Genomic DNA, 25,582 nt, shown 5'->3' with positions numbered 1-25,582 from the left:
GGTCAAGGTTCGCACTTTCATATTCCGATAGTCAAAGGCGATTTATCTCAATGGGTTCAAATCTGCAAGGAGCAGGAAATACCTGTGTACGGTACATCATTGGACGAATCAGTACTATATAACCAAGTGAAACCTCAAGCGCGATTTGCATTGATTATGGGCAATGAAGGAAGCGGGCTTTCGCCAGAGCTTCTTGTTCAAACAGATACGAATTTGAAAATTCCATTGCTAGGACAAGCTGAATCATTAAACGTAGCGGTCGCGACAGGTATTCTTTTATACACATTAATTCCTCAATCAAATTGAATGTTGATGAAACCGTAATTCGAGCGTATAATAGTATCTAATTTGATACATTCAAAAGCTGTGACCGGGAAGAGTACATGAAACCCTTTATTTCAGGAAGTTTGCACCGAGACTGTGAGTGCAAATAGTAAAGATTCATCGAAGTTCACCCCGTTAGCTGCCATCAGGACCAGCAATTGCTGTAAAGGTGCGCCGGTGAAGAGCCGTTAATTCAATGAAGTGATTACGTCTGGATTCTCAGCGTAGTAATCAGGGTGGTACCGCGAAAATGTTCCTCGTCCCTTTTTTAGGGGCGGGGTTTTTTTATTTTTTGCTATGTTAATGAATGTTGTTGATATTGAAAAACGAAAGAGTGCATTTGCGCCTTGCATGAAAAGAAACGAAGGTTAAAAACGCCACGTTCTACTCCTGCGGTTACTCGTCGCAAAAAAAAATTGTGGCAACACCTTCATGTCCCACTTCATGCGGAACATGCGGCAAGCGCAAATGCAAGCTAAACAACAGTATTATTAAACATTGCTTTACTTCATGGAAGGAGATGTACACATGCAAGAACAATTACAACAATTGAAAGACGAAGCGATCGGCAAAATTCAAGCCGCTTCAACTGTGAAAGAACTGCAAGACGTACGTGTTGCGTATTTAGGGAAAAAAGGACCGATTACCGATTTGTTAAAAGGGATGGGTAAACTTCCGGCTGAAGAACGTCCGCAAATGGGTGCCTTGGTCAATGTAGTCCGTGAAGAAGTAACCGCTGTACTCGATGAGCGCCTAGTTATTTTAGAAGACGCTGCCATTCAACAACAACTTGAAAATGAATCAATTGATGTGACATTGCCGGGTCGTCCAGTAAAAACTGGAAATCATCATCCACTGACACGTGTCGTGGAAGAAATCGAAGACCTGTTCATCAACATGGGCTATGAAATTGCTGAAGGACCTGAAGTAGAAAAAGACTACTACAATTTCGAAGCATTGAACTTGCCAAAAGGGCATCCTGCTCGTGATATGCAAGATTCATTCTACATTTCGGAAGATATTTTACTGCGTACTCATACATCCCCAGTGCAAGCACGCACAATGGAAGCAAAAGGTGGAGAACCCATCAAAATTATTTGCCCTGGTAAAGTTTATCGACGTGATAATGATGACGCGACGCATTCACACCAATTTACACAAATCGAAGGACTTGTGATTGGCGAAAACATTCGTATGAGTGATTTAAAAGGAACGTTATCAGTATTTGCGAAGAAAATGTTTGGAGACGATCGTGAAATTCGTCTGCGTCCAAGTTTCTTCCCGTTCACTGAGCCTTCGGTTGAAATGGACATTTCTTGTTTCAAATGTGGCGGCAGTGGCTGTAATGTTTGTAAAAAAACAGGCTGGATTGAAATTTTAGGTGCAGGTATGGTACATCCAAATGTATTGGAAATGGCAGGATACGATTCAAAACGTCTGTCAGGATTTGCATTTGGTATGGGACCAGAACGCATTGCGATGTTGAAATATGGAGTGGAAGACATTCGTCATTTTTATACAAATGATGTGCGATTCGTATCGCAATTCCACCGGACGGAAGTGTAAGGAGGAGATCACATGCTCGTTTCTACAAAATGGCTAGCAGATTATATTGATACTAAAGGGTTGGCTCCGGCTGAACTCGCTGAAAAAATTACTCGTTCAGGAATCGAAGTGGACGCAGTTATCGACCGCTCACATGGCATGACAAACGTAGTTGTAGGTCATGTATTGGAATGCGGCAAGCATCCTGAAGCGGATAAATTATCGATTTGCCAAGTGGATGTCGGAGAAGAAGTGACACAAATTATTTGTGGCGCACCGAATATCGCAGCAGGTCAAAAAGTAATTGTTGCACGTCCTGGCGCTGTATTACCAGGCGGCATGAAAATCAAAAAAGCGAAGCTTCGTGGCGAAGAATCGAACGGGATGATTTGTTCCCTTCAAGAACTTGCGATTGAAGGGAAGCTTGTACCTAAAAAGTATGCTGAAGGAATATACGTTTTACCTGCAGATACACAAGCTGGTGCAGATGCACTTGAAATTTTAGGATTAAACGATACGGTACTTGAATTAGGCTTGACGCCTAACCGTGCTGATGCGATGAGTATGCTTGGTGTGGCGTATGAAGTAGGTGCCATTCTATCTGAAGATATGAAATATCCTGAAATCAACTATGCTTCGTCTAGTGAAGTAGCAGAAAACGTCTTGAAACTTCGCGTAGAAGATGTAGATGCAAACCCGATGTACGTGGCAAAAGTCGTCAAAAATGTTGTCATCGGCGAATCGCCATTATGGTTACAACAACGCTTGATGGCTGCAGGTGTACGACCTCATAACAACGTTGTGGACGTAACGAACTACGTCTTAATGGAATATGGTCAACCGCTTCATGCATTTGATTACGACCGTTTACAAACGGGAGAAATCGTTGTCAGAGCAGCACATGCAGGCGAAAAAATTACCACTTTGGATGACCAAGAACGTGAATTACAAGCTCATCATTTAGTCATCACAAATGGTCAAGAACCAGTGGCAATCGCAGGTGTTATGGGTGGGGCAAACTCAGAAGTACATGAAGGCACGACAACAGTGGTTATTGAGTCAGCTTATTTCAAACCAGCTTCTGTCCGTCAAACTTCAAAAGATCACAACCTACGTAGTGATGCGAGTTCTCGCTTTGAAAAAGGCGTGGATCCTAACCGTGTGGAAGTAGCTGCAGAAAGAGCTGCCCAACTGATAGCCGAACTTGCAGGAGGAGAAGTACTGCAAGGAAGTGTGAAATTTGATGAGTTGGATAAATCTCAAAAAGAAGTCATCGTATCACCTGATTTTATTAACAATCGTTTAGGAATGAAAATTTCTTTAGAAGAAATGACGTCAATTTTAAACCGTCTGAAATTTGATTTCGAAGCAGCGAATGGATTGCTTTATATTAAAGCACCAACTCGTCGCCAGGATATTCAAATAGAAGAAGATATCGTGGAAGAAATTGCGCGTATCTACGGATATGATGATATTCCGATGACCTTGCCTGAAGGTGAATCAACACCGGGTGGTTTATCACCTTATCAAGCAAAACGTCGCTTAGTTCGCAACTTCCTTGAAGGTGCAGGCTTGCATCAAGCAATTACGTACTCATTAACTTCAAAAGAACTTGCACAGCGATTTGCTCTTGAAACGGCTCCAGTAACAGAATTGTTGATGCCAATGAGCGAAGATCGCAGCACTTTGCGTCAGTCATTAATTCCGCATTTATTGGAAGCAGCAAGCTACAACGTTGCGCGTAAAGCTGATTCGGTGACATTGTTTGAAACGGGTTCAGTGTTCCTTGGTGAAACATCAGAAGGACTTCCATCTGAAGAAGAGCATGTGGCGGCAGTAATGACTGGCAAATGGCTTGACCATAGCTGGCAAGGCGAACGCAAAACAGTCGATTTCTTTGTATTAAAGGGAATCATTGAAGGGCTATTTGCGAAGCTTGGATTAGAAAAACATGTATCATTTGAGCAAGCTCAAGTGGATGGATTACATCCAGGACGAACTGCGTCAGTGAAGTTGGCAGATGAAGTGATTGGTGTTGTCGGTCAATTGCACCCAACAGAACAAAAGAAACGTGATTTGAAAGAAACGTATGTAATGGAATTGAACATGGCGAAAATACTGAATTTCGCATTAGAGCCATTATTGTATACACCAGTACCACGTTTCCCATCCATTTCACGTGATATCGCTTTAGTCGTAAATCGCACGCAAGCTGCAGGCAACTTACAACAGATTATCCGTGCAGCTGGTGGGAAGTTATTGAAAGATATCCGCGTCTTCGATTTATACGAAGGAGAGAAAATGGAACCAGGTCATAAATCGGTTGCATTCTCACTAACTTACGAAGATCCAGAACGTACATTAACAGATGAAGAAGTCGTGAAGGCTCATTCGAAAGTGCTAAAAGCACTTGAAGAAGAAGGCAACGCACAACTTCGAGGATAAAATAAAGGCTATTTCCACTTACCAATTGGTGAATGGGAATAGCCTTTTCATTTTGGCAATGCTTTACTCTACGACAGATTTTATCCTTTGTAAAAACCAAGTACATATGTAGGAAACAAAACAATCCACCTCGTATATAGAGGTGGATTGTTTGCTCTTATTGTCTTCTTTTCTTGTTAGCAATAGCCAGTGCTTTACCTGTGTTGGCGAAATGTTTTTTAGTAATGGATGAAAGAAATTCCTCGCCATTGCTCAAGTAAATTCGGGCAGCGACTTCATCCACTTTCGAACTCGCACCTTTTGGAATAGTCACTCCTGCTTTTAAACTGAGCTTATCCATTTCCTCCAAAAAGGCGACACGCGCCAATATGGAAGCGGCTGCCACAGATACATGTAATTGTTCAGCTTTTGTTGAGAAAAGCACATTCTCACGAATGATTTCTTTTTCTGCTTTCACATGATTGTAGTAAATGCCACGTTCGGCAAATTGGTCGATTAAAATGAACTCTGGTTTTTCAGGAGCTATTTTTGAGAGCACATGCTTCAACGCCTGATTGTGCAACAAGGCTTTTATTTTCCCTTGTGACCAGCCTTTTGCTTGGACGGTATTGTACTTCTCATTGCCCAGAATCAATATGCTGTGTGTCAGTGTGCTTTTTAAGTCGGGTGCTATTTTCCGCATGAGGTCATCTGTTAGCATTTTGGAATCCTTTACACCAAGGAAATGAATAAGTTCGATTTTATCAGCAGGCACGTAACATGCGGCAACCGTCATAGGGCCAAAGAAATCACCGGTTCCCGTTTCGTCAGAACCAATAACAGATTTTAAAGCAAAACCTTCAGGTAGAGTATCTCCTTTTGCGGAACTCACTTTTTTACCTGCTTTCTCCTCTAATGTTCCCCAGCGCATCGCTTCGCGTGTAGAACCACTCCCTTGAAACAATACTTTGCCAGATTTATAGGCTGTGATGGAGGTGTCTGGTAGTTTCGCTGCGAAGACGACACCTGGTGCGTTTCGCTCAATTCTATTATTTGCATAATGAGTAAAAACTTCTTTTAATTGTATAGGAGATAGTTGCAACACTTCGTTCGACATTAACACTTTCCTTTCTTTGGCTACTTATTCACATGTGCAGGTATTTCATGGTATGATTATTTATAGGATTTTTGATGAGGAGGGTAACCTTTGTCAGAGCAACATAAAATACGAGTTTCAGTAGATATATATGGTCAAACGTATAAAATGCTAGGTTCGGAAACTAGCGGTCATATGCGACTGGTTGCCTCTATGGTTGACGATAAAATGCGAGAAATCAATTCGCACAATCCCTCATTAGATAGTTCTAAGTTGGCTGTTCTTACAGCGGTCAATACAGTCCATGAATATGTTAAATTAAAAGAACAAGTAGAACAACTAGAAGAAGAAATCAAAAGGTTAAAGGGTTGAATACATGTTAGATATACTGATTATAGTTTTATTAGCAGCAGGATTATTTGTAGGTGCAAAACGAGGATTAATCGTCCAATTGATTCATATGACTGGATTCATTATTGCACTCATCGTTGCCTACTCCTATTATAAACCACTCGCTGAAAAATTTGTGTTGTGGATTCCATATCCTACTGTCGACTCGAGTTCAAGGCTGACATTTGCAATCGACAAATTGGATCTGGATCAGACGTTTTATCAATTAATTGCATTTGCACTCATCTTTTTTGTCGTGAAATTTGCATTACAACTAGTTGCATCCATGTTTGATTTCCTTTCTTACTTACCGGTACTGGGATTCATCAGCAGGATTGCAGGTGCAATTTTAGGCTTTATCGAATTCTACATATTGTTGTTTATCGTAATGTACGTCATTGCATTATTGCCGATAGACCCGTTCCAAAATTTGATCGAGAATTCAAATTTAGCGGAGTCCATGCTTAAAAGTACGCCAATTTTATCAGAGACGGTTAAAAACTGGTGGTACATCTATACTGAATAAGTGACTTCTCTCTTCTCGAGAGAAGTTTTTTTAAAGCGTCAGAATCTTGCTTTGCCTGTGAGTATTCATAACCGATAAATTCGTATTTAATACAAAACTCATTCTGCTATTTCACGGTCATATAATTGCCCGTGAAAATCAAATTATCAGGGACGAGGGAAGATATATGAATAAGAAAATCATCATTCGAACGTTGGAAAAAATCGCTTTATATATGGAGCTTAAAGGAGAAAATCCTTTTAAAGTATCGGCTTTCCGAAAAGCAGCACAAGCCCTTGAACTGGATGCAAGAAGTTTGGCTGAAATGGACGATGTCACGAAAATAAAAGGCATCGGAAAAGGCACAGCTGCTGTTATCGAAGAATTGATTGAAACGGGGAAATCGACTGTACTGGAAGAGTTGGAATCTTCGGTTCCAAGTGGACTCTTACCTTTATTGAAATTGCCTGGTCTCGGTGGAAAAAAAATAGCCAAGCTGTACCAGGAACTAGGGGTAGATTCTGCTGAGTCTTTAAAGCAAGCCTGTGACGAAGGGAAAGTCCAGTCACTTGCCGGATTTGGAGCAAAAACGGAAGAGAAAATCCTGAAAGAACTTGAACAGTTCAATTCTAGACCGGACCGTTTGCCAATTTGGCGTTTGGAATCAGCCGTGTCAATAATCGAAGCAGTATTAAGTGGAATTAAACAAATTGATAAATTCTCTGTGGCTGGCAGTTTCAGACGTGTAAAAGAAACAAGTAAAGATTTAGATTTTATCATTGCTACCTCAGATGTGGTTACTGTTCGGGAAACTTTATTGAAAGCATTGCCCGTATCTGAAATTATCGCAGCTGGAGATACCAAAGTATCCGTTACGCTTGATTATGAAGAAATGATCGATGTGGATTTTCGATTGGTTGAACCTGCTGCATATACCACTGCGTTACACCATTTTACTGGATCGAAGGATCATAATGTGAAGTTGCGTCAAATCGCTAAAGCACAAGGAAAGAAAATTAGTGAGTATGGAGTGGAGCAAGAAGATGGCTCGAATCAAACTTTTGAGTCTGAAGAAGAATTTTTTGCCCATTTTGGCCTTCCTTATTTTCCGCCACCAGTACGGGAAGATTCCCGAGAGTTTGACCGACAAGATGAATTGGAAACACTTATTCAAGTGAATGATATTCGATCCGATTTGCATATGCACACAACGTGGTCAGATGGTGCACATTCATTGAGTGAAATGGTTGAAGCTTGCCTTGCAAAAGGATACACACATGTTGCCATCACCGATCATTCTCATTACTTGCGTGTAGCAAATGGGTTGTCTGCTGATCGGTTGCGTCAGCAAATGGCTGAAATTAAAGAAATTCAAAAGTCATTTCCTGATATTAAATTGTTGGCTGGTACCGAAATGGATATACTGCCTGACGGTTCTCTCGACTTTGATGATGAACTGTTGGAACAACTCGATTTTGTCATAGCATCCATTCATTCAAGCTTCAGCCAACCGCAGGAAAAGATCATGGATCGTCTATTGACGGCCATGAAAAATCCACATGTTGATATGATTGCGCATCCGACTGGCCGTATAATCGGACAACGAAATGGCTATGATCCAGATGTCCACCAGTTAATCAAATGGGCTGCTGAGTACGGAAAAATCCTTGAGTTGAATGCAAATCCTCATCGCTTGGATTTGGCGACTGAATATTTAGTTGAAGCTCAGAAGTTAAATGTACCGATTGCAATTAATACCGATGCACATAGCATCGACCATTTGCGATTCATGGACATCGGCGTGAAATATGCCCAAAAAGCATGGCTGAAACAGGACACAATCGTCAATACGTGGTCTTATGAGAAATTGATAAAATATTTGAAGTAATGGAGGTGTTGAAATGATCGCCAAACGCGCATTGAATACACTTGAATTTGATAAAGTGAGAGACCAAGTTGCGAGTTTTTGTACATCATCACTTGGCAAAACCCATTTGGATTTACTTGAACCATCTATTGAGCTTGATACTGTGGTAAAACTTTTGGACGAAATGGATGAAGGGTTATCCGTTCTGCGTGTACGGGGGAATGTTCCGATGGGTGGCATATTTGATGTGCGCGGACATGCAAAACGTGCACAAATCGGTGGCATGTTAAGCCCGACTGAATTGATGGAAATCGCCAGCACCATTCGTGCCAGCCGTATATTACGTCAATTTTTTGAAGCCGTAGAGGAGTCGGAAGATATAAACATTCCGTACTTCCTGGAACGAAAACAAGCTTTGCCGATTCTTACTGCGCTTGAACATGAGATTATCGCATGTATAGATGACAACGGGGCTGTCCTGGATAGTGCCAGCACACAGCTTAGGACAATCCGCCAGCAATTACGGGCACAGGAAAGTCGCGTTCGTGAAAAACTGGAAAGTTATACACGGGGAAAAAATGCATCGAAAATGTTATCAGATTCAATCATCACGATCCGCAATGATCGATTCGTTATTCCAGTAAAACAGGAGTATCGCGGAAACTACGGAGGCATAGTCCATGATCAATCTTCATCTGGTCAGACGTTGTTCATCGAACCGGATGCTGTCGTACAGGCAAACAATGAAATTCGCCGCCTGAAAATGAAAGAGCAGGAAGAAATCGAACGTATATTGTTGGCGTTGTCCCTCGAGGTACAAGCAGTTGCCCATGATATATTTGTTCTGGTCCAAATTTTAGGTGAAATTGATGTGATTTTAGCGAAAGCAAAATACGGACAAGCAAACAAATGTACAAAGCCAGCTGTCAATGACCGTGGAATTATTCGGTTAGTGAAGGCTCGTCATCCTCTGTTAAACATCGAGGAAGCGGTAGCCAACACGATTGAATTCGGTGACGATATTACAGCGATAGTCATTACAGGACCGAACACAGGTGGTAAAACTGTGACTTTGAAGACAGTGGGACTGTGTACCTTAATGGCACAGGCAGGACTGCCGATTCCTGTATTGGATGGATCAGAAATAACAGTGTTTGATCAAATTTTCGCCGATATCGGAGACGAACAATCGATTGAACAAAGTTTGAGTACATTCTCATCCCATATGGTCAACATCGTGGATATATTATCTAAATTTGATGAACGTAGCCTCGTGCTATTTGATGAGCTAGGAGCAGGAACAGATCCACAGGAAGGTGCTGCTTTGGCCATTTCGATACTGGATGAAGTGCACGGAAGAGGCGCTCGTGTAATGGCGACGACTCATTACCCTGAACTTAAAGCATATGGATACAATCGACCAGGTGTTGCAAATGCCAGTGTTGAATTTGATGTTGAATCGTTAAGTCCGACATACAAGCTGTTAATTGGTGTACCCGGTCGCAGTAATGCATTCGAGATTTCCAAAAGACTAGGTTTGCCTCAGCACATTATTAAACATGCGCAATCATTTACAGGGACCGACCGTCATGAAGTGGAGTCAATGATCGCTTCACTTGAAGAAAGTCGCAAGCAGTCGGAAAGAGATGCAGAAAAATCGCATGCTTTACGAATAGAATCCGAAAAAATACAAGCAGATTTGACAAGCCAGTTGCATCAGCTTGAAGAACAAAAAGAAAAGCTTGAACAAAAGGCGAAAGACAAAGCTAGAAAATTAGTGGATGAAGCGAAGAGAGAAGCCGAAAGTATTATCAGTGAACTTCGAAGCATGCAAAAAAATGCTCAACATGTAATTAAAGACCATGAATTGATCGATGTGCGCAAGCGACTTGAAAAAGCGGCACCGGAAAATTCAGTACTGAAGAAACAAAAACAAATCAAAGAACGAGAAATGACATTAACAGTTGGCGACGAAGTCAAAGTGTTAAGTTATGGACAAAAAGGTATTCTGCTTGATAAAGTTTCCGACTCCGAATGGAGTGTTCAAATCGGGATTCTGAAAATGAAACTACCTGAATCCGACCTAGAATATATCAAACCAGAAAAACCCAAACAAACTGTTGCAATGACCCATGTAAAAGGGCGCGACACATATGTGAAACTGGAACTAGATTTACGTGGAGAACGGTATGAAGACGCCATCCTGCGAGCAGAGAAATATATTGATGATGCTGTATTATCCAGTTACCATCAAGTATCGATTATTCATGGGAAAGGCACGGGAGCGTTAAGACAAGGAATTCAACAGTTTCTAAAGAATCACTCTCGCGTGAAAAGTTATCGCTTTGGAGAAGCAGGAGAGGGCGGACACGGCGTTACGGTTGTGGAATTAAAATAAGCGTTATCCTTAAACTCATTCTCATATCGGATAAAAGTTTTTTGAAACCTAAATCCATTTCAATCGTACAAGCTACAAAACGTCTAAAGGAGTTAACATATGTTAGGGATGGATTTTTGGCAACACCCATTAGTTGAAACAGCCGGCTATTTCAGTGTGGTCATCTTATGTTTGATATTGACCATGATTGTTTTTGAAATTGTCACAAAATATAAGAATTGGGAAGAAATCCAAAAAGGTAATTTAGCAGTCGCTCTGGCGACAGGTGGGAAAATTTTTGGTGTTGCAAACATTTTTCGTTACTCCATCGAAAATCATAATTCTTTGCCTGAAATGATAGGCTGGGGTTTATACGGTTTCGGATTGCTAATCATTGCCTATTTCCTGTTTGAATTTTTAACGCCAAAATTCAATATTGACCGTGAGATTGAGAATGACAACCGATCTGTGGGATTCATTTCATTATCGATATCGGTCGGCCTGTCATTTGTCATAGGGGCGAGTATTTCTTAGGAGCGGATTCATTTGGAAAAATTATCGAAAATATTGCTCGGTGTCTGCGTTGCTTTTATCGTAGTAGGCATCGTGTATTTATATTTACAATGACTTTAGTTGCGTGGGGTGTGTAAAATGTCCCATGCTTTTTTCTTATTTAATTGTAAGCGGATTCATTTTTCTTTATAATAAAGAATAGGAATATTCAAACGATTAAAAAAGGGGGAAAATAGAAATGACGGCAAAACCATGGTTGGCTCAATATCCACCGGAGATTCCACATACGCTTTCGTACGATCCGATTCCGGTTCAAGCATATTTGACACATGCTTATCGTGATTATCCGGAAAAGATTGCGATTCATTTTCTGGGAAAAGACATTACCTACCGAGAACTCTATGAATCTTCGTTGAAGTTTGCTAATTATTTGCGGTCACTTGGTATTCAAAAAGGTGACAGAGTGGCAATCATGTTACCAAACTGTCCTCAAAACGTTATTGGGTATTATGGAATTCTTTACGCAGGTGGCATCGTCGTCCAAACTAATCCGCTTTATACAGAGAGAGAAATTGCTTACCAAATGAAAGATTCTGGCGCGAAAGCAATCTTATCGCTCGATATTTTATTTCCTCGTATTTCTAAAGTTATTAAAGAAACGAATCTTGAAAACATAATTATAACGGGTATTAAAGACTATTTACCATTCCCGAAAAATTTGGTTTACCCATTTATACAAAAGAAACAATACGGTTTTTCAGTAAAAGTGGAGCATAGAGGGATGAATCACTTGTTCCCGGAAGTCATGAAGGTTGGCAAAGCAGAAGAAATAGAAATTCCTTTTGACTTTGAAGAGGATGTTGCGATTTTGCAATACACTGGAGGCACAACTGGATTCCCCAAAGGTGTTATGTTGTCGCATAAAAACCTGATAGCCAATGCTTCGATGTGTGATGCGTGGTTATATCGCTGCAAAAAAGGCGAGGAAACGATTTTGGGAATCCTGCCATTTTTCCATGTTTATGGCATGACTGCCGTCATGATTCTTTCCGTCATGCTTGGAAACCGCATGGTATTATTACCTAAATTCGATGTGGATTCTGCTTTGAAAACGATAGATAAGCAGAAACCGACGTTATTCCCAGGAGCACCAACTATTTATATTGGTCTGTTAAATCATCCGGATATCGCAAAATATGATTTATCGTCCATTCAAGCTTGTTTAAGTGGTTCTGCACCATTACCAGTCGAGGTTCAGGAAAAGTTCGAAAAGGTAACTGGTGGGAAACTTGTGGAAGGCTATGGTTTAACCGAAACCTCTCCAGTAACACACGCTAATTTCATATGGGATAATGAACGAATTAAAGGGTCTGTCGGTGTACCTTGGCCAGATACTGAAGCAGCAATTTTCCAAGTTGATTCAACTGAGCCAATGCCTCCACATGAAATTGGTGAAATTTGTGTGCGCGGTCCACAAATCATGAAAGGTTATTGGAACCGTCCTGAAGATACTGAAAATACAATGCGCGATGGATGGTTATTAACTGGTGACTTGGGGTATATGGATGAAAAAGGGTTCTTCTATGTTGTAGATCGTAAAAAAGATATGATCATTGCAGGGGGATTCAATATTTATCCGCGTGAAATTGAAGAAGTGCTATACGAACATCCAGCCATCCAAGAATGTGTTGCCATCGGTGTACCTGATCCTTATCGAGGGGAAACCGTGAAAGCGTATGTTGTCCTAAAAGAAAACGAGCATGTTTCAGAAGAAGAATTAAATACTTTCTGCAGAGAACATCTGGCAGCGTTTAAAGTGCCTAGAATCTATGAATTTAGAAAAGAGTTACCGAAAACAGCAGTCGGGAAAATTCTTCGACGGAATTTAGTTGAAGAAGAAAAAGATAAATATAGAGAAGCTAGTGCAACGTCGTAACATTTCTTGACAACGTTAGTACTTCAGTTTAAGATGAAATTGTGAATGAACACTCATTCATAATTTCATCTTTTTTGGTGGTGGTATCTATGAAACGAGACAAACCGAAATTCAAACAAATAATTGACGCAGCCGTAGTAGTGATTGCAGAAAATGGGTATCACCAAGCACAAGTTTCTAAAATCGCGAAACAAGCAGGCGTCGCTGATGGAACCATATATTTGTACTTTAAAAACAAGGAAGACATCTTAATTTCCGTCTTCCACGAAAAAATGGGCTTATTTGTAGAAAACCTGAAAAAAATTATAAGTGATGGAACGACATCATCCGAAAAATTATTAAAAATGGTAGAAAATCATTTTCGCGTATTAGCAACAGATCATCATTTAGCCATCGTGACTCAATTGGAACTAAGACAGTCCAATAAAGACATTCGCTTGAAAATCAATGAAGTGTTAAAAGAGTACTTAATGTTGCTCGATGATATTTTAATTGAAGGATTGGAAAATGGTGAATTTCATGAAGAATTAGATATTCGTCTTGCGCGACACATGGTCTTTGGTACAATTGATGAGACGATTACTACTTGGGTGATGAATGAACAGAAGTACGATTTGATGAAATTGGCACCGAAAGTTCATCATTTATTAATGAGTGGTATGAAATCATAAGTGAAGGGATGGACGTGTATGGAGTTTTTGAGTTGGACTGTAGAAAATTACGTTGCGAAAGTAACGATTAATCGACCGCCGGCAAATGCATTATCACGAGCACTTATTCTCGAGGTAAACGAATTACTGAATGCTGTTGAACATGATGACAGCGTTCGTGTCATCGTCTTACACGGAGAAGGACGTTTCTTCTCAGCGGGCGCGGACATTAAAGAGTTTACTTCAATCAAAACAGGGGAAGAGTTTTCAGAATTGGCTGCAAGTGGACAAGAAATCTTTGAACGCGTTGAAAGATTCTCAAAACCGGTGATTGCTTCCATTCATGGAGCTGCACTTGGTGGAGGACTGGAACTCGCAATGAGTTGTCACATTCGCATCGTATCTGAAAATGCTAAACTTGGATTGCCAGAATTACAACTTGGTCTGATTCCAGGTTTTGCGGGCACTCAGCGCCTACCACGTTTAGTTGGGATGCCGAAAGCAGCAGAAATGTTGTTTACGAGCGAACCGATCAGCGGTTTGGAAGCGGTTCAATGGGGCTTGGCGAACCGTGCCTATGCGGAAGAAGAGTTGCTGGCCAATACAATGGAAATTGCAACTAAAATTGCTAAGAAGAGTCCGGTTGCATTAAAAGCTGCAATTGACATGTTACAATTCGCTAAAACGTATGCCTATGATGAAGGTGTGAAAGCTGAAGCACACTCTTTTGGAACCGTTTTCATTTCAGAAGATGCACAAGAAGGCATTTCAGCATTTATCGAAAAGCGCGAACCATCGTTCAAAGGAAAATAATGAAAAGTATTGGGAGGTCTGCATCATGAATATTTATGTGTTGGTAAAACGTACATTTGATACAGAAGAAAAGATTGTCGTTTCTGGTGGCAAAATTCAGGAAGACGGCGCTGAATTCATCATTAACCCTTACGATGAATATGCAATTGAAGAAGCGATTCAAGTCCGCGACGCACACGGTGGCGAAGTGACTGTATTGACAATTGGTGGGGAAGAAGCTGAAAAGCAACTTCGTACAGCTCTTGCAATGGGTGCTGATAAAGCAGTTCTGATTAACACTGAAGATGATTTGGACGAAATGGACCAATTTACAGCTGCTCAAATATTGGCAGATTACTTGAAAGATAAAAACCCAGATTTAATATTAGCTGGTAACGTTGCCATCGATGGTGGATCTGGACAAGTTGGACCACGTGTTGCCGACTTGTTGGACATCAACTATGTAACAACTATTACTAAATTAGAAATTAACGGAACACAAGTTAGTATCGTTCGTGATGTGGAAGGCGATTCTGAAGTACTTGAAACGTCATTACCTTTACTTGTTACCGCTCAACAAGGTTTGAACGAACCTCGTTATCCTTCTTTACCGGGTATTATGAAAGCGAAAAAGAAACCACTTGAAGAAGTGGAATTGGATGATTTGGATATCGATGAAGATGATGTAGAAGCAAAAACGGAGACAATAGAAATTTATTTGCCTCCTAAAAAAGAAGCAGGTCGCGTACTTCAAGGCGATCTTTCAAACCAAGTACAAGAATTGGTGCAATTACTTCGTACAGAAGCAAAAGTCATTTAATCGAATCTGAAGATTTGTAATTGGAGGGAATCACATCATGACAAAAAAAGTAATCGTACTGGGTGAAGCACGTGAAGGTGCTTTACGTAATGTATCTTTTGAAACTATCGCTGCAGCTAAGAAAATTTCAGGCGGTGGAGAAGTTGTAGCAGTTCTTCTTGGAGACTCTGTACAATCATTAGCAACTGAAATGATTCATTATGGAGCTGACCGTGCTGTCACTGTTGAGCATCCACACTTGAAATCGTATACATCTGATGGCTTCAGTCAGGCATTCATGGCAGTTGTTGAAAGTGAAAGCCCAGATGCAGTTGTTTTCGGACATACGGCATTAGGCAAAGATTTGTCACCAAAAGTGGCAAGTAAACTAAAATCAGGTCTTATTTCTGATGTTACTGATATCGAAGGAGAAGGTGCTGACGCTGTATTTATCCGTCCGATTTTCTCAGGTAAAGCATTCGAAAAAGTGAAAATCAAAGATGGGATTGATTTCATTACAATCCGTCCTAACAATATTGAACCTTTAGCTCACGATGCTAGCCGTTCAGGCGATGTTTCATCTTTATCTGTGGATATCACGAACCTTCGCACTGTCATCAAAGAAGTTGTTCGTAAATCAGCTGAAGGCGTAGATTTATCAGAAGCGAAAGTTATCGTTGCTGGTGGTCGTGGCGTGAAGAGTGAAGATGGATTTGAGCCGTTAAAAGAGTTAGMAAATCTTTTAGGTGGTGCTGTTGGTGCATCTCGTGGTGCATGTGACGCTGACTACTGTGACTACTCTCTTCAAATTGGTCAAACAGGTAAAGTGGTAACACCTGACCTTTATATTGCAGCAGGTATTTCTGGGGCAATCCAACATTTAGCTGGTATGTCAAACTCGAAAATCATTGTTGCAATCAATAAAGATCCTGAAGCAAACATTTTCAAAGTAGCTGACTATGGTATTGTTGGTGACTTGTTCGAAGTCATTCCAATGCTGACTGAAGAATTCAAGAAAATGAAAGCTAACTAATATTTAATAAGACTCCGTGAAGCGAAAGCTTGCGGAGTTTTGTTTTGGCAAAAAAAAAGAATGCTAGAAGACAAGAGATCATTTCTGCTTCAACTAAAATCCATGTTGGCAATAGAATGTTAACATAAGAATGAGCAGTGTTCATTATGTTCATTTTTAGCTATTAAAAGGTTGAGCAAAAAAGTAGAAGCACTATTTACCACATGCTATACTACGTTTAGAGTTTGTATTTAGAGGAGGATGTTTTAATATGGCAATTGTACACGGAACAGATCAAAGCTTTTCAAGTGAAATTTCAGACGGCTTAGTTTTAGTCGATTTTTGGGCACCTTGGTGTGGACCATGTAAAATGATCGCTCCAGTTCTTGAAGAATTAGATGCTGAGATGAGTGGCAAAGTAAAAATCGTAAAAGTTGATGTAGATGAAAACCAAGAAACAGCTAGCAACTTCGGGATTATGTCAATTCCGACATTGGTACTTTTCAAAGACGGGCAACCTGTCGATAAAGTAGTTGGATTCAACCCGAAAGAAGCTTTGGTTGAATTAGTAAACAAACACGCATAATCTTTTCAATTGGCGTTCTAGTCTTATATTGTAAAAGAAATATTATTAAAACCGGGTACCCATGGGCACCCGGTTTTTTTAAACAGGTGATGAAAATGATGAATGATTTAATTCAACAGAAATGTGCGATTTTACCTGATCAACCAGGTGTTTACTTAATGAAAGATCGCCAAAGCACTATTATTTATGTGGGCAAAGCCAAAGTGTTGAAAAATCGTGTGCGTTCTTATTTTACGGGGAGTCATGATGGAAAAACACAGAGACTCGTCCAGGAAATTGAAGATTTTGAGTACATCGTAACATCTTCAGATATTGAAGCTCTCATTCTGGAATTGAATTTAATCAAGAAGCATGATCCGAAATATAACATCATGCTGAAAGATGATAAAACGTATCCTTATATAAAAATAACAGGTGAAAATCATCCGAAATTGATAACAACCAGAATCGTTAAAAAGGATAAAGGGAAATACTTTGGTCCTTATCCAAACGCATATGCGGCGAGTGAAACGAAAAAATTACTGGATCGTTTATACCCGTTACGCAAATGTCCGACATTACCAGATCGGGTTTGTTTGTATTATCATTTGGGCCAGTGTTTAGCTCCTTGCGTTAAAACAATCGAGCAAGACGCATACAGAAAAATTATTGATGAAATCACACGGTTCTTAAACGGTGGCTATCAGCAAGTCAAACAAGAATTGACGGAAAAAATGTCATCGGCAGCTGAGAACTTAGAGTTTGAAAGAGCAAAAGAATACCGTGATCAAATCACACATATTGAAACGGTTATGGAAAAACAAAAAATGACGACCAATGATTTTACCGATCGTGATATTTTTGGTTATGCCATCGATAAGGGCTGGATGTGTGTGCAAGTATTCTTTGTACGCCAAGGGAAGTTAATCGAGCGAGATGTTTCATTATTCCCGTTATATCAAGATCCAGAAGATGAATTCCTGACGTTCCTCGGCCAGTTTTATGATAAACCGCATCATATCAAGCCAAAAGAAGTATATTTGCCAAGTGCGGTGGATTTGCAACTGGCAAGCCAGCTTCTTGAAGAAGTAAAAGTGGCTTCTCCGAGTCGTGGGCAGAAAAAACAAATGATTGATTTGGCGACAAAGAATGCAGAAATCGCTATCCATGAAAAATTCCAGCTCCTAGACCGACAGGAACAACGAACGATTGGTGCAGTGGAAGAACTGGGGATTGCAATGGATATTGCGCCTCCTCTTCGAATTGAGGCATTCGATAATTCACATATTTATGGATCTGATGCCGTCTCAGCAATGGTATCGTTTATTGATGGAAGACCGAATAAAAAGGACTATCGAAAATACAAAACGAAAACAGCTGCCCGTCATGATGATTACGGAGCCATGCGTGAAGTCATTCGCAGACGTTATACGCGTGTGCTGAAGGATGAATTGCCTCTTCCCGATTTAATTGTCATTGATGGTGGGAAAGGGCAAATGGAAATCGCCCGTGAAGTGATCGAAGATGAACTCGGTTTGTCTATTCCGATTGCAGGATTAGCCAAGGATGCGAAGCACCAGACATCTTCGTTGTTATATGGGGAACCCCCACAGATCATTCCCTTGAAACGAACAAGTGAAGGGTTTTATTTGCTACAACGGATTCAGGACGAAGTGCATCGATTTGCGATTACATTCCATCGGCAACAGCGTGGGAAACAGACGATTGCTTCCGCTTTGGATGGGTTTGAAGGAATCGGTCCGAAACGCAAAAAAATGTTGTTGAAGCATTTTGGTTCTGTAAAACGAATCAAAGAAGCATCCGTGGAAGAGCTGAAACAATCAGGTTTGCCATTGCAAATCGCGGAATCCATGTCTGAATATTTTCAAAATGAGTCATTGTCAAAAGAGTGAGTATATGATATTCTTGACTCACTGAAATTGAATCACTGATGTATGTTCAACAAGGAGCATCCGCTTCCTTTTGAACAAACATCGAATAAGTGGTGATAGAGGCGCGGAAATCAACAGTAGCTTTCTCGAGGATGAACAGATCCATTGAAGGAAAGTGAAAGGGAAATTCGCCGAAGTTCGACATCCTGTATCAGATGTCGTGCTGGTTTTGCATTGAATAAATGCAGGATTGTCAGAATCTAATCGATTCTGGAGGGCTATCTCACATGGACGCTTCTTTTGAACGTGCATGCATGGAGACAGCTTTTCACGGATTACCCGTAGATAAGGCTGTCTTTTTTAGCTTCTTTGGAAATAAGGGAGAGTTTACATTGAGTCGCATTGTCATGAAATTTGGTGGTACGTCCGTCGGTAACACTGAACGGATCCGTAATGTCGCAAAACGCATAATCGGTGAAACAGCAAAAGGCCATGAAATCGTAGTAGTCGTATCAGCGATGGGGAAAACGACAGATGAATTAATGAGTCTGGCTGGGGATTTATCAGCAGAACCTTCAAAACGTGAAATGGACATGTTGCTGTCAACAGGGGAACAAGTAACAATTGCTTTGTTGACAATGGCACTTCAACATATGGGGCAAGATGCGGTTTCGTTTACGGGATGGCAGGCAGGAATCGGAACGGAATCCGTTCATCGCAATGCTCGAATTGAAAATATAGATACTGTTCGTATGGAGCAGGCTTTGTCGGATGGAAAAGTGGTTGTTGTAGCCGGTTTCCAAGGGATGGATACGTATGGAGAAATTACGACACTCGGACGTGGTGGTTCGGATACGACGGCGGTTGCAATTGCAGCATCGCTAGGAGCGGACCAGTGTGATATTTACACGGATGTCGATGGCATCTATACGTCAGACCCTCGATATGTGGATGGGGCAAGAAAATTGCAGGAGCTATCCTATGACGAAATGCTGGAACTTGCTAACTTAGGAGCTGGGGTTTTGCATCCTAGGGCAGTGGAATTCGCTAAAAATTATTGCATGCCACTAAGTGTCCGTTCTAGCTTAAGTGAAGATACAGGAACCATATTATTGGAGGAACCTACTATGGAAAAAAACTTGATAGTGCGTGGTGTCGCATTCGAACCGGAAATTGTTAGGGTTACGGTAGGCTATGAAGTGCCTTTTAACGGCTCACTAGCCAAAATTTTCACTACTCTTGCAAAACATCATGTAAACGTTGATATCATTGTTCAAAGCATTATGGAAGGCGTGCAGCCAAGTGTTTCTTTCTCCATTAAGAAAGAAGATTATGCAGAAACTGTTCAAGTCTTGGAAAGTAAAAAAACGGAGTTGGGATACCAATCTACCAATTTTGAAGTTGGATTGGCCAAAGTGTCGATTGTTGGGTCAGGAATGGTTTCAAATCCAGGGGTTGCTGCACAAATGTTCGATCGCCTCCGCAAAGAAGGAATTCCCGTGAAAATGGTCAGTACTTCGGAAATTAAAGTTTCGGTTGTTGTACCTGAAAGTGCGATGCTACAAGCCACAAATGCATTGCATGATGAATTTGGATTAGCTGCTGTTCGAGTATAAAAACATTTCATGATATGATGAAAATAGTTTCATAATCATCATGAGAGGCAGTGAAAGAAATGAACTGGCATATCGTGGAGGATTTAATCAAAAAAGCACAACGTGATGGACAGTTTGACAATTTGCCGGGAGCCGGGAAGCCGTTGCCGCCGGATGAATTTGCCCATTACCCAGAAGACATTCGTATGGTAATGCGCATTTTGAAGAACTCAGGGCATGACGATGAAGCTCAATTCGTGAAAGAAGAAATGAGCGACTTACAGCATCAAATGAAAAAAGCCACACAACGAGAAAAAACAGAACTTGAACAGCAATATAATCAAAGACTCACCCAATTGAACCGTATGTTATCGCAAAAAGGAATCAAAACAAATAGTAATGTTTTTAAACAATATCAGTCTCAATTGGATAACAGATTGAATTGGGATTGAAAAAAGCGGACAGACACTCCATTTGGAAGTGACTGCCCGCTTTCTTTTTAGCTTTAAACCGATATTCATTGTCTAGTCAACGAACCTATTAAACTTTTTCTTTTAGATCCCATTTCACATGGAATTGAACGGCGTTTTTCTTCAGTTGTTTTTCTTCAAAGCATTCTGTCATAAAGCCACCCAGTTTTTCTTGCTGCTGAGCCAGGAATCCTGCTTCCAGTCGGAAACAACGTTTCTCAATCTGCAGGGCATCGGGTTCTCCAGTCAATACATAAAATGCTTCATCTTTTGTACTTTGTTCAAGTGTTAGAATGCCCCAGCCCGCTTCTTGAAAAAAAGATGTCGTTTCTTCCATGGAAAACATCTGGAACTTGCGGGCTAAATCTTTTCCGGCCCAATATAAAATATCTTCTTCGTGTTTCCCTAAAATTGTCGAAAGTACATGATCTCGAATTAATTCGTAACCAAAAGTGGGTACCTTTTTTGTCTCTGTCATTGTCATCTGAATCCCGCTTTCTGGCTTAATTGCCTTCAAACTTTTTTAATATAAGAATTTTTCATGGACAAGGTAGTTAAAATAATACAACACCGAGAATTTACATGATTTAAATTGCCTTATGTAGTGGGCTTCCTTGCCTTGACGCTCCCTTATGATGGGAGTACAATAAACATGTCATAATATTGTACCATGATGAGATATGCAGTCAATGTTGCTTTCGTTCCATACGAAGGTCTGATCTTGTCTGCCTATTTTCAGTACTGAGGGGGGTAACAGTCTTGTCGAAAGATCGTGAATTTTATTTGCGCCGTTTACATTCTTTACTTGGAATCATTCCAGTAGGATTGTTCGTGACGCAGCATTTGGTTGTTAACCATTTTGCTACAAGAGGAGAAGAGGCTTTTAACAAAGCATCTCACTTCATGGAAAGTTTACCATTCGTATTGTTTTTAGAATGGTTTGTCATCTACATTCCATTGATGTTCCATGCGTTCTATGGTGTGTACATAGCCTTTACTGCGAAAAATAACACACAGCGTTATGGTACATTCCGTAACTGGATGTTTGTTTTGCAACGTATTACCGGGGTCATTCTAGTCGTGTTTATCGCATGGCATTTATTCGAGACACGATTCCAAAAAGCAATTGGTGCTGATGAAGTTAACTTTGACATGATGGCTGATATATTAGCAAATCCATTAATGTTTGTATTCTACGTGGTTGGTGTTGTATCTGCAACATTCCATTTAGCTAACGGTATTTGGTCATTCTTGGTAAGCTGGGGTATCACTCAATCACCTAGGTCACAACGAATTTCAACTTACGTGACGATCGGTATCTTCTTAGCATTGACAGTAATCGGCGTTCGTGCACTTCTTGCATTCGTGTAATAAGTTTCTGAAATTGCTTGATTACTATTAAAAAGAGGAGTGAGAAGAATCATGGCAAAAAGTAAATTGATTGTTGTCGGCGGTGGTCTAGCTGGTTTAATGGCAACAATGAAAGCAGCAGAAGAAGGAACAACAGTAGAATTATTCTCATTAGTTCCTGTTAAACGCTCACACTCAGTGTGTGCTCAGGGCGGAATTAACGGAGCATTAAATACAAAAGGTGAAGGCGATTCAACTGACAATCACTTTGATGATACAGTATACGGCGGGGATTTCCTTGCGAATCAACCACCAGTAAAAGCATTGGCAGAAGCAGCACCTGGAATCATTCGATTATTCGATCGTATGGGTGTTATGTTCAACCGTACACCTGAAGGGTTATTAGATTTCCGTCGTTTCGGGGGAACAATGTTCCATCGTACAGCTTTCGCAGGCGCTACAACTGGTCAACAATTGCTTTATGCACTTGATGAACAAGTACGTCGCTACGAAGTTGACGGTCTTGTAACGAAATACGAAAACTGGGAATTCCTAGGTGCAATCTTAGATGACGACGGCGTTTGTCGCGGAATCATGGCTCAAAACTTGAAAACTATGGAAATCCGTCCTTTCCGTGGTGACGCTGTCATCATGGCAACAGGTGGTCCTGGTATTATTTTTGGAAAATCAACAAACTCTATAATCAATACAGGCTCTGCAGCTTCAATTGTTTATCAACAAGGTGCAACCTACGCAAATGGCGAATTCATTCAAATTCACCCTACAGCGATTCCAGGAGATGACAAACTTCGTTTAATGTCCGAATCAGCGCGTGGTGAAGGTGGACGTATTTGGACATATAAAGACGGTAAACCTTGGTACTTCCTTGAAGAAAAATATCCTAGTTACGGGAACTTGGTACCTCGTGATATCGCAACTCGCGAAATTTTTGATGTGTGTGTTAACCAAAAACTTGGGGTTAACGGCGAAAACATGGTATTCTTGGATCTTTCACACAAAGACCCGAAAGAATTGGATATCAAGCTTGGCGGAATCATTGAAATTTATGAGAAATTCACAGGTGAAGATCCCCGTAAACTTCCAATGAAAATCTTCCCAGCAGTCCATTATTCAATGGGCGGACTATGGGTTGACTACGATCAAATGACAACTATTCCTGGTTTATTTGCTGCAGGTGAGTGTGATTACTCTCAACATGGCGCAAACCGACTTGGAGCAAACTCATTACTTTCTGCAATTTATGGCGGAATGGTTGCAGGTCCTAACGCAGTTAAATATATGAGTGGACTAAAAACTCATGCTGAAGATATGCCATCAACAATTTTTGATGCACACACGGCTGCAGAGCAACAAAAATGGGATGAAATTATGTCACTTGACGGTACTGAAAATGCATATGTCTTGCATAAAGAGCTTGGCGAATGGATGACAGATAACGTAACAGTAGTTCGTTATAACGACCGTTTACAAGCAACTGATGAAAAAATTCAAGAACTTCTTGAGAGATTTAATAATATCAACATTAATGACACTCAAAAGTGGTCCAATCAAGGTGCTACTTTCGCGCGTCAATTGAAAAATATGCTATACTTAGCTCGCGTTATTACGCAAGGTGCATTGTTACGTGATGAAAGTCGTGGTGCTCACTACAAGCCAGATTTCCCAGAACGAGATGATGAGCAATTTATGAAAACAACTATGGCGAATTTTGATCCAGCTACTGGAGCGCCGGTCATTCATTATGAAGAAATAGATGTTTCATTAATTCCACCACGTAAACGTGACTATTCATCGAAAGGGGATTAATAATCATGAACGCAACAGCAACTAAAACCGTCGTTTTTGAGATCCTTCGTCAAGACTCTACGGATTCTACCCCGTATTGGGAAAAATTCGAGTTAGATTATCGTCCAAATATGAACGTTATTTCTGGATTAATGGAAATTCGTCGTAATCCAGTAAATACAGATGGTAAACACACAACACCTGTAAACTGGGATATGAACTGTTTGGAAGAAGTATGTGGAGCATGTTCGATGGTCATCAATGGCCGTCCACGTCAATCATGTACAGCTCTAGTTGATAAATTGGAGCACCCTATTCGCTTAGAACCAATGAAAACATTCCCTGTTGTACGCGACTTAATTGTTGACCGTTCACGTATGTTTGATTCATTGAAAAAAGTTAAAGCTTGGGTTCCAATAGATGGATCTTATGATCTAGGCGATGGACCACGTATGCCTGAACGTAAACGTCAATGGGCATATGAACTATCTAAATGTATGACTTGTGGCGTTTGTTTGGAAGCTTGTCCAAACGTAAACACAAATTCAGATTTCATGGGCCCAGCACCGTTATCACAAGTACGTCTTATGAATGCGCATCCAACGGGTGCTATGAATAGAGACGAGCGTCTAAATTCCATCATGGGTGATGGCGGACTTGCAAACTGTGGTAACTCTCAAAACTGTGTAGTCGCATGTCCTAAAGGAATTCCTTTGACTACTTCTATCGCAGCTCTAAACCGTGACACTACGGTTCAAATGTTCAAAAACTTCTTCGGAAGCGACCACATGGTTGACTAAGAAGAGCTTAATTTGTCAGCCTCCCGCATTTTGCGAGAGGCTGCTTTTTTGTTTAAAGAAGTGTGCGGTGGGAGTTAAGTTACAGAAATCGCTCCGAATTCCCGAAAGTTGCTCCAAAATCGAAGCGAAGCCAATTTTTTAATCCAATAATTCCGTCAGAATTAGGAGATAAATGGTTAGTTGCCCCAATAATGGCAGAAGTTGCCCCAATAACTCTTAAAGTTGCCCCTATAAAGCAAAAAGTTGCCCCTATCCACACAAATCTCTCTCCAAATTTCTCCATTTATATCCATTAAATTCTTTCCTCTCCAGAAGAAACTTTGATACAATGACATCAACAATGAATCACCATTCATAAAATACATAAATCAAAGGAGCTATCTACTATGCGTGCATCTTACATCCAAGACCCAGAGCAATGGGCAAGTGGGTTTCATTTTTCAGTACCGGTTCAAGTTCGATTCAGTGAAACGGATATGTATGGACATCTGAACAATACATATAACTTTTCTTATTTCGAGTTTGCGCGAATTGAATATCTTAAACAAATCGGCTTGATGAATGATTGGTTGGATCCAAAAGGTAAGACGATTCCGGTTGTTGCCGATTTACAATGCGATTATGTAAAACAAGTATTCTTTGATGAAAAGCTTCAGATTCATGTGAAAGCTGATTCGGTGGGTACTTCATCAGTGGATATTCATTACCATGCCACGAATGAAAAAGGGGATACTGTTTTCACAGGTAGGGGAACTGTTGTTCAAATAAGCAAGGCAACTGGTAAGGGATTGCCTTGGACAGAAGAAGAAAAATCGTTATTCCTACCCAATTAGCCGTCACCGCCTTTTATCTTCTGACATACGTTACTAGGAAG

The 25,582-nt window shown here is 40.6% G+C and carries 23 protein-coding genes, 1 riboswitch and 1 other annotated feature; of the genes, 21 read left to right on the top strand and 2 right to left on the bottom strand.

From position 1 onward, the window contains the following. The 3 genes from AC1DSL_RS10095 to pheT form a co-directional block, all read left to right on the top strand. Positions 1-306: TrmH family RNA methyltransferase (locus AC1DSL_RS10095; RefSeq protein ID WP_477532055.1), on the top strand; the 306-nt coding region annotated here is incomplete at its 5' end. A gap of 51 nt (positions 307-357) precedes the next feature. Beyond that, positions 358-592 (top strand) — a binding site (T-box leader). 260 nt (positions 593-852) lie between these two features. Then, positions 853-1,890 carry a phenylalanine--tRNA ligase subunit alpha gene (pheS, locus tag AC1DSL_RS10090; RefSeq protein ID WP_016426725.1) on the top strand — a complete coding sequence of 346 codons (1,038 nt, stop codon included), beginning with the start codon at positions 853-855 and terminating at the stop codon, positions 1,888-1,890. A 12-nt stretch (positions 1,891-1,902) separates the two neighbouring features. Next, the gene (pheT, locus tag AC1DSL_RS10085; RefSeq protein WP_477532054.1) at positions 1,903-4,314 is read left to right on the top strand and encodes a phenylalanine--tRNA ligase subunit beta; all 2,412 of its coding nucleotides are present in this window, start codon (positions 1,903-1,905) and stop codon (positions 4,312-4,314) included. A gap of 157 nt (positions 4,315-4,471) precedes the next feature. Here the strand turns inward: pheT and rnhC are convergent, their stop codons facing one another. Beyond that, positions 4,472-5,410, bottom strand: coding sequence for a ribonuclease HIII (gene rnhC / locus AC1DSL_RS10080; RefSeq protein WP_342543298.1), 939 nt, complete (start codon positions 5,408-5,410; stop codon positions 4,472-4,474). Positions 5,411-5,500: 90 nt separating this feature from the next. Here rnhC and zapA point away from each other — a divergent pair, with 90 nt between their 5' ends. From zapA to AC1DSL_RS10010, 14 genes are all read left to right on the top strand, one after another. Continuing rightward, positions 5,501-5,761 carry a cell division protein ZapA gene (gene zapA, locus AC1DSL_RS10075; protein ID WP_016426728.1) on the top strand — a complete coding sequence of 87 codons (261 nt, stop codon included), beginning with the start codon at positions 5,501-5,503 and terminating at the stop codon, positions 5,759-5,761. A gap of 4 nt (positions 5,762-5,765) precedes the next feature. Further along, entirely contained in the window at positions 5,766-6,305 is a 540-nt protein-coding gene (locus AC1DSL_RS10070) for a CvpA family protein (RefSeq protein WP_016426729.1), read from the top strand. A gap of 166 nt (positions 6,306-6,471) precedes the next feature. Further along, positions 6,472-8,172 (top strand): DNA polymerase/3'-5' exonuclease PolX, encoded by a 1,701-nt coding sequence (gene polX, locus AC1DSL_RS10065; protein WP_477532053.1) that lies wholly within the window; start codon positions 6,472-6,474, stop codon positions 8,170-8,172. 13 nt (positions 8,173-8,185) lie between these two features. Then, the gene (locus AC1DSL_RS10060; RefSeq protein ID WP_477532052.1) at positions 8,186-10,549 is read left to right on the top strand and encodes an endonuclease MutS2; all 2,364 of its coding nucleotides are present in this window, start codon (positions 8,186-8,188) and stop codon (positions 10,547-10,549) included. Between the two features lie 99 nt (positions 10,550-10,648). Continuing rightward, complete coding sequence (locus tag AC1DSL_RS10055; protein ID WP_016426732.1) at positions 10,649-11,062, top strand: DUF350 domain-containing protein; 414 nt, start codon at positions 10,649-10,651, stop codon at positions 11,060-11,062. Between the two features lie 217 nt (positions 11,063-11,279). Then, positions 11,280-12,977: a long-chain-fatty-acid--CoA ligase gene (locus tag AC1DSL_RS10050; RefSeq protein WP_477532051.1), complete on the top strand. Its 1,698-nt coding sequence runs from the start codon at positions 11,280-11,282 to the stop codon at positions 12,975-12,977. 89 nt (positions 12,978-13,066) lie between these two features. After that, entirely contained in the window at positions 13,067-13,648 is a 582-nt protein-coding gene (locus AC1DSL_RS10045; protein WP_477532050.1) for a TetR/AcrR family transcriptional regulator, read from the top strand. Positions 13,649-13,666: 18 nt separating this feature from the next. Beyond that, positions 13,667-14,440 carry an enoyl-CoA hydratase gene (locus AC1DSL_RS10040; RefSeq protein ID WP_016426735.1) on the top strand — a complete coding sequence of 258 codons (774 nt, stop codon included), beginning with the start codon at positions 13,667-13,669 and terminating at the stop codon, positions 14,438-14,440. Positions 14,441-14,465: 25 nt separating this feature from the next. Next, positions 14,466-15,239: an electron transfer flavoprotein subunit beta/FixA family protein gene (locus tag AC1DSL_RS10035; protein WP_016426736.1), complete on the top strand. Its 774-nt coding sequence runs from the start codon at positions 14,466-14,468 to the stop codon at positions 15,237-15,239. Between the two features lie 37 nt (positions 15,240-15,276). Further along, positions 15,277-16,251 (top strand): electron transfer flavoprotein subunit alpha/FixB family protein, encoded by a 975-nt coding sequence (locus tag AC1DSL_RS10030; RefSeq protein WP_477532049.1) that lies wholly within the window; start codon positions 15,277-15,279, stop codon positions 16,249-16,251. Between the two features lie 250 nt (positions 16,252-16,501). Next, entirely contained in the window at positions 16,502-16,816 is a 315-nt protein-coding gene (gene trxA, locus AC1DSL_RS10025; RefSeq protein WP_342543302.1) for a thioredoxin, read from the top strand. 98 nt (positions 16,817-16,914) lie between these two features. After that, a complete protein-coding gene (gene uvrC / locus AC1DSL_RS10020) occupies positions 16,915-18,708 on the top strand; it encodes an excinuclease ABC subunit UvrC (RefSeq protein ID WP_477532057.1) in 1,794 nt (597 codons plus the stop codon). A gap of 88 nt (positions 18,709-18,796) precedes the next feature. After that, a riboswitch (Lysine riboswitch) is annotated at positions 18,797-18,976 on the top strand. 103 nt (positions 18,977-19,079) lie between these two features. Next, positions 19,080-20,303, top strand: a complete 1,224-nt coding sequence (locus AC1DSL_RS10015) for an aspartate kinase (protein WP_477532056.1) — start codon at positions 19,080-19,082, stop codon at positions 20,301-20,303. 59 nt (positions 20,304-20,362) lie between these two features. Next, the gene (locus AC1DSL_RS10010; RefSeq protein WP_477532048.1) at positions 20,363-20,734 is read left to right on the top strand and encodes a DnaJ family domain-containing protein; all 372 of its coding nucleotides are present in this window, start codon (positions 20,363-20,365) and stop codon (positions 20,732-20,734) included. An 88-nt stretch (positions 20,735-20,822) separates the two neighbouring features. On the opposite strand, the gene AC1DSL_RS10005 is transcribed toward AC1DSL_RS10010, so the two are convergent. Further along, entirely contained in the window at positions 20,823-21,236 is a 414-nt protein-coding gene (locus AC1DSL_RS10005; protein WP_477532047.1) for a YslB family protein, read from the bottom strand. A 275-nt stretch (positions 21,237-21,511) separates the two neighbouring features. Between AC1DSL_RS10005 and AC1DSL_RS10000 the strand changes: the two genes are divergently transcribed. The 4 genes from AC1DSL_RS10000 to AC1DSL_RS09985 all read left to right on the top strand — a co-directional run bounded on the left by AC1DSL_RS10000 (position 21,512) and on the right by AC1DSL_RS09985 (position 25,541). Beyond that, positions 21,512-22,123 carry a succinate dehydrogenase cytochrome b558 subunit gene (locus AC1DSL_RS10000; protein WP_016426743.1) on the top strand — a complete coding sequence of 204 codons (612 nt, stop codon included), beginning with the start codon at positions 21,512-21,514 and terminating at the stop codon, positions 22,121-22,123. A 51-nt stretch (positions 22,124-22,174) separates the two neighbouring features. Next, positions 22,175-23,929, top strand: coding sequence for a succinate dehydrogenase flavoprotein subunit (gene sdhA / locus AC1DSL_RS09995; RefSeq protein ID WP_016426744.1), 1,755 nt, complete (start codon positions 22,175-22,177; stop codon positions 23,927-23,929). A 5-nt stretch (positions 23,930-23,934) separates the two neighbouring features. Then, positions 23,935-24,708, top strand: a complete 774-nt coding sequence (gene sdhB / locus AC1DSL_RS09990) for a succinate dehydrogenase iron-sulfur subunit (RefSeq protein ID WP_477532046.1) — start codon at positions 23,935-23,937, stop codon at positions 24,706-24,708. Between the two features lie 386 nt (positions 24,709-25,094). Beyond that, positions 25,095-25,541, top strand: coding sequence for an acyl-CoA thioesterase (locus AC1DSL_RS09985; RefSeq protein WP_477532045.1), 447 nt, complete (start codon positions 25,095-25,097; stop codon positions 25,539-25,541). The last annotated feature ends 41 nt before the right edge of the window (positions 25,542-25,582 follow it).

It is taken from the genome of Paenisporosarcina sp. P4_D4 (assembly GCF_056401835.1).
The sequence above is the reverse complement of the archived record's forward strand: the minus strand, read 5'-3'. Positions and strand labels throughout refer to the sequence as shown.

Bases quoted from the DNA above. Each gene is read 5' to 3' on its own strand.
- AC1DSL_RS10050 (WP_477532051.1), top strand. From the start codon at position 11,280: ATGACGGCAAAACCATGGTTGGCTCAATATCCACCGGAGATTCCACAT.
- AC1DSL_RS10045 (WP_477532050.1), top strand. From the start codon at position 13,067: ATGAAACGAGACAAACCGAAATTCAAACAAATAATTGACGCAGCCGTA.
- AC1DSL_RS09985 (WP_477532045.1), top strand. From the start codon at position 25,095: ATGCGTGCATCTTACATCCAAGACCCAGAGCAATGGGCAAGTGGGTTT.
- rnhC (WP_342543298.1), bottom strand. From the start codon at position 5,410: ATGTCGAACGAAGTGTTGCAACTATCTCCTATACAATTAAAAGAAGTT.
- AC1DSL_RS10035 (WP_016426736.1), top strand. From the start codon at position 14,466: ATGAATATTTATGTGTTGGTAAAACGTACATTTGATACAGAAGAAAAG.
- AC1DSL_RS10010 (WP_477532048.1), top strand. From the start codon at position 20,363: ATGAACTGGCATATCGTGGAGGATTTAATCAAAAAAGCACAACGTGAT.
- AC1DSL_RS10070 (WP_016426729.1), top strand. From the start codon at position 5,766: ATGTTAGATATACTGATTATAGTTTTATTAGCAGCAGGATTATTTGTA.
- AC1DSL_RS10040 (WP_016426735.1), top strand. From the start codon at position 13,667: ATGGAGTTTTTGAGTTGGACTGTAGAAAATTACGTTGCGAAAGTAACG.
- sdhA (WP_016426744.1), top strand. From the start codon at position 22,175: ATGGCAAAAAGTAAATTGATTGTTGTCGGCGGTGGTCTAGCTGGTTTA.
- sdhB (WP_477532046.1), top strand. From the start codon at position 23,935: ATGAACGCAACAGCAACTAAAACCGTCGTTTTTGAGATCCTTCGTCAA.
- uvrC (WP_477532057.1), top strand. From the start codon at position 16,915: ATGAATGATTTAATTCAACAGAAATGTGCGATTTTACCTGATCAACCA.
- AC1DSL_RS10005 (WP_477532047.1), bottom strand. From the start codon at position 21,236: ATGACAATGACAGAGACAAAAAAGGTACCCACTTTTGGTTACGAATTA.
- polX (WP_477532053.1), top strand. From the start codon at position 6,472: ATGAATAAGAAAATCATCATTCGAACGTTGGAAAAAATCGCTTTATAT.
- pheT (WP_477532054.1), top strand. From the start codon at position 1,903: ATGCTCGTTTCTACAAAATGGCTAGCAGATTATATTGATACTAAAGGG.
- pheS (WP_016426725.1), top strand. From the start codon at position 853: ATGCAAGAACAATTACAACAATTGAAAGACGAAGCGATCGGCAAAATT.
- trxA (WP_342543302.1), top strand. From the start codon at position 16,502: ATGGCAATTGTACACGGAACAGATCAAAGCTTTTCAAGTGAAATTTCA.
- AC1DSL_RS10055 (WP_016426732.1), top strand. From the start codon at position 10,649: ATGTTAGGGATGGATTTTTGGCAACACCCATTAGTTGAAACAGCCGGC.
- AC1DSL_RS10060 (WP_477532052.1), top strand. From the start codon at position 8,186: ATGATCGCCAAACGCGCATTGAATACACTTGAATTTGATAAAGTGAGA.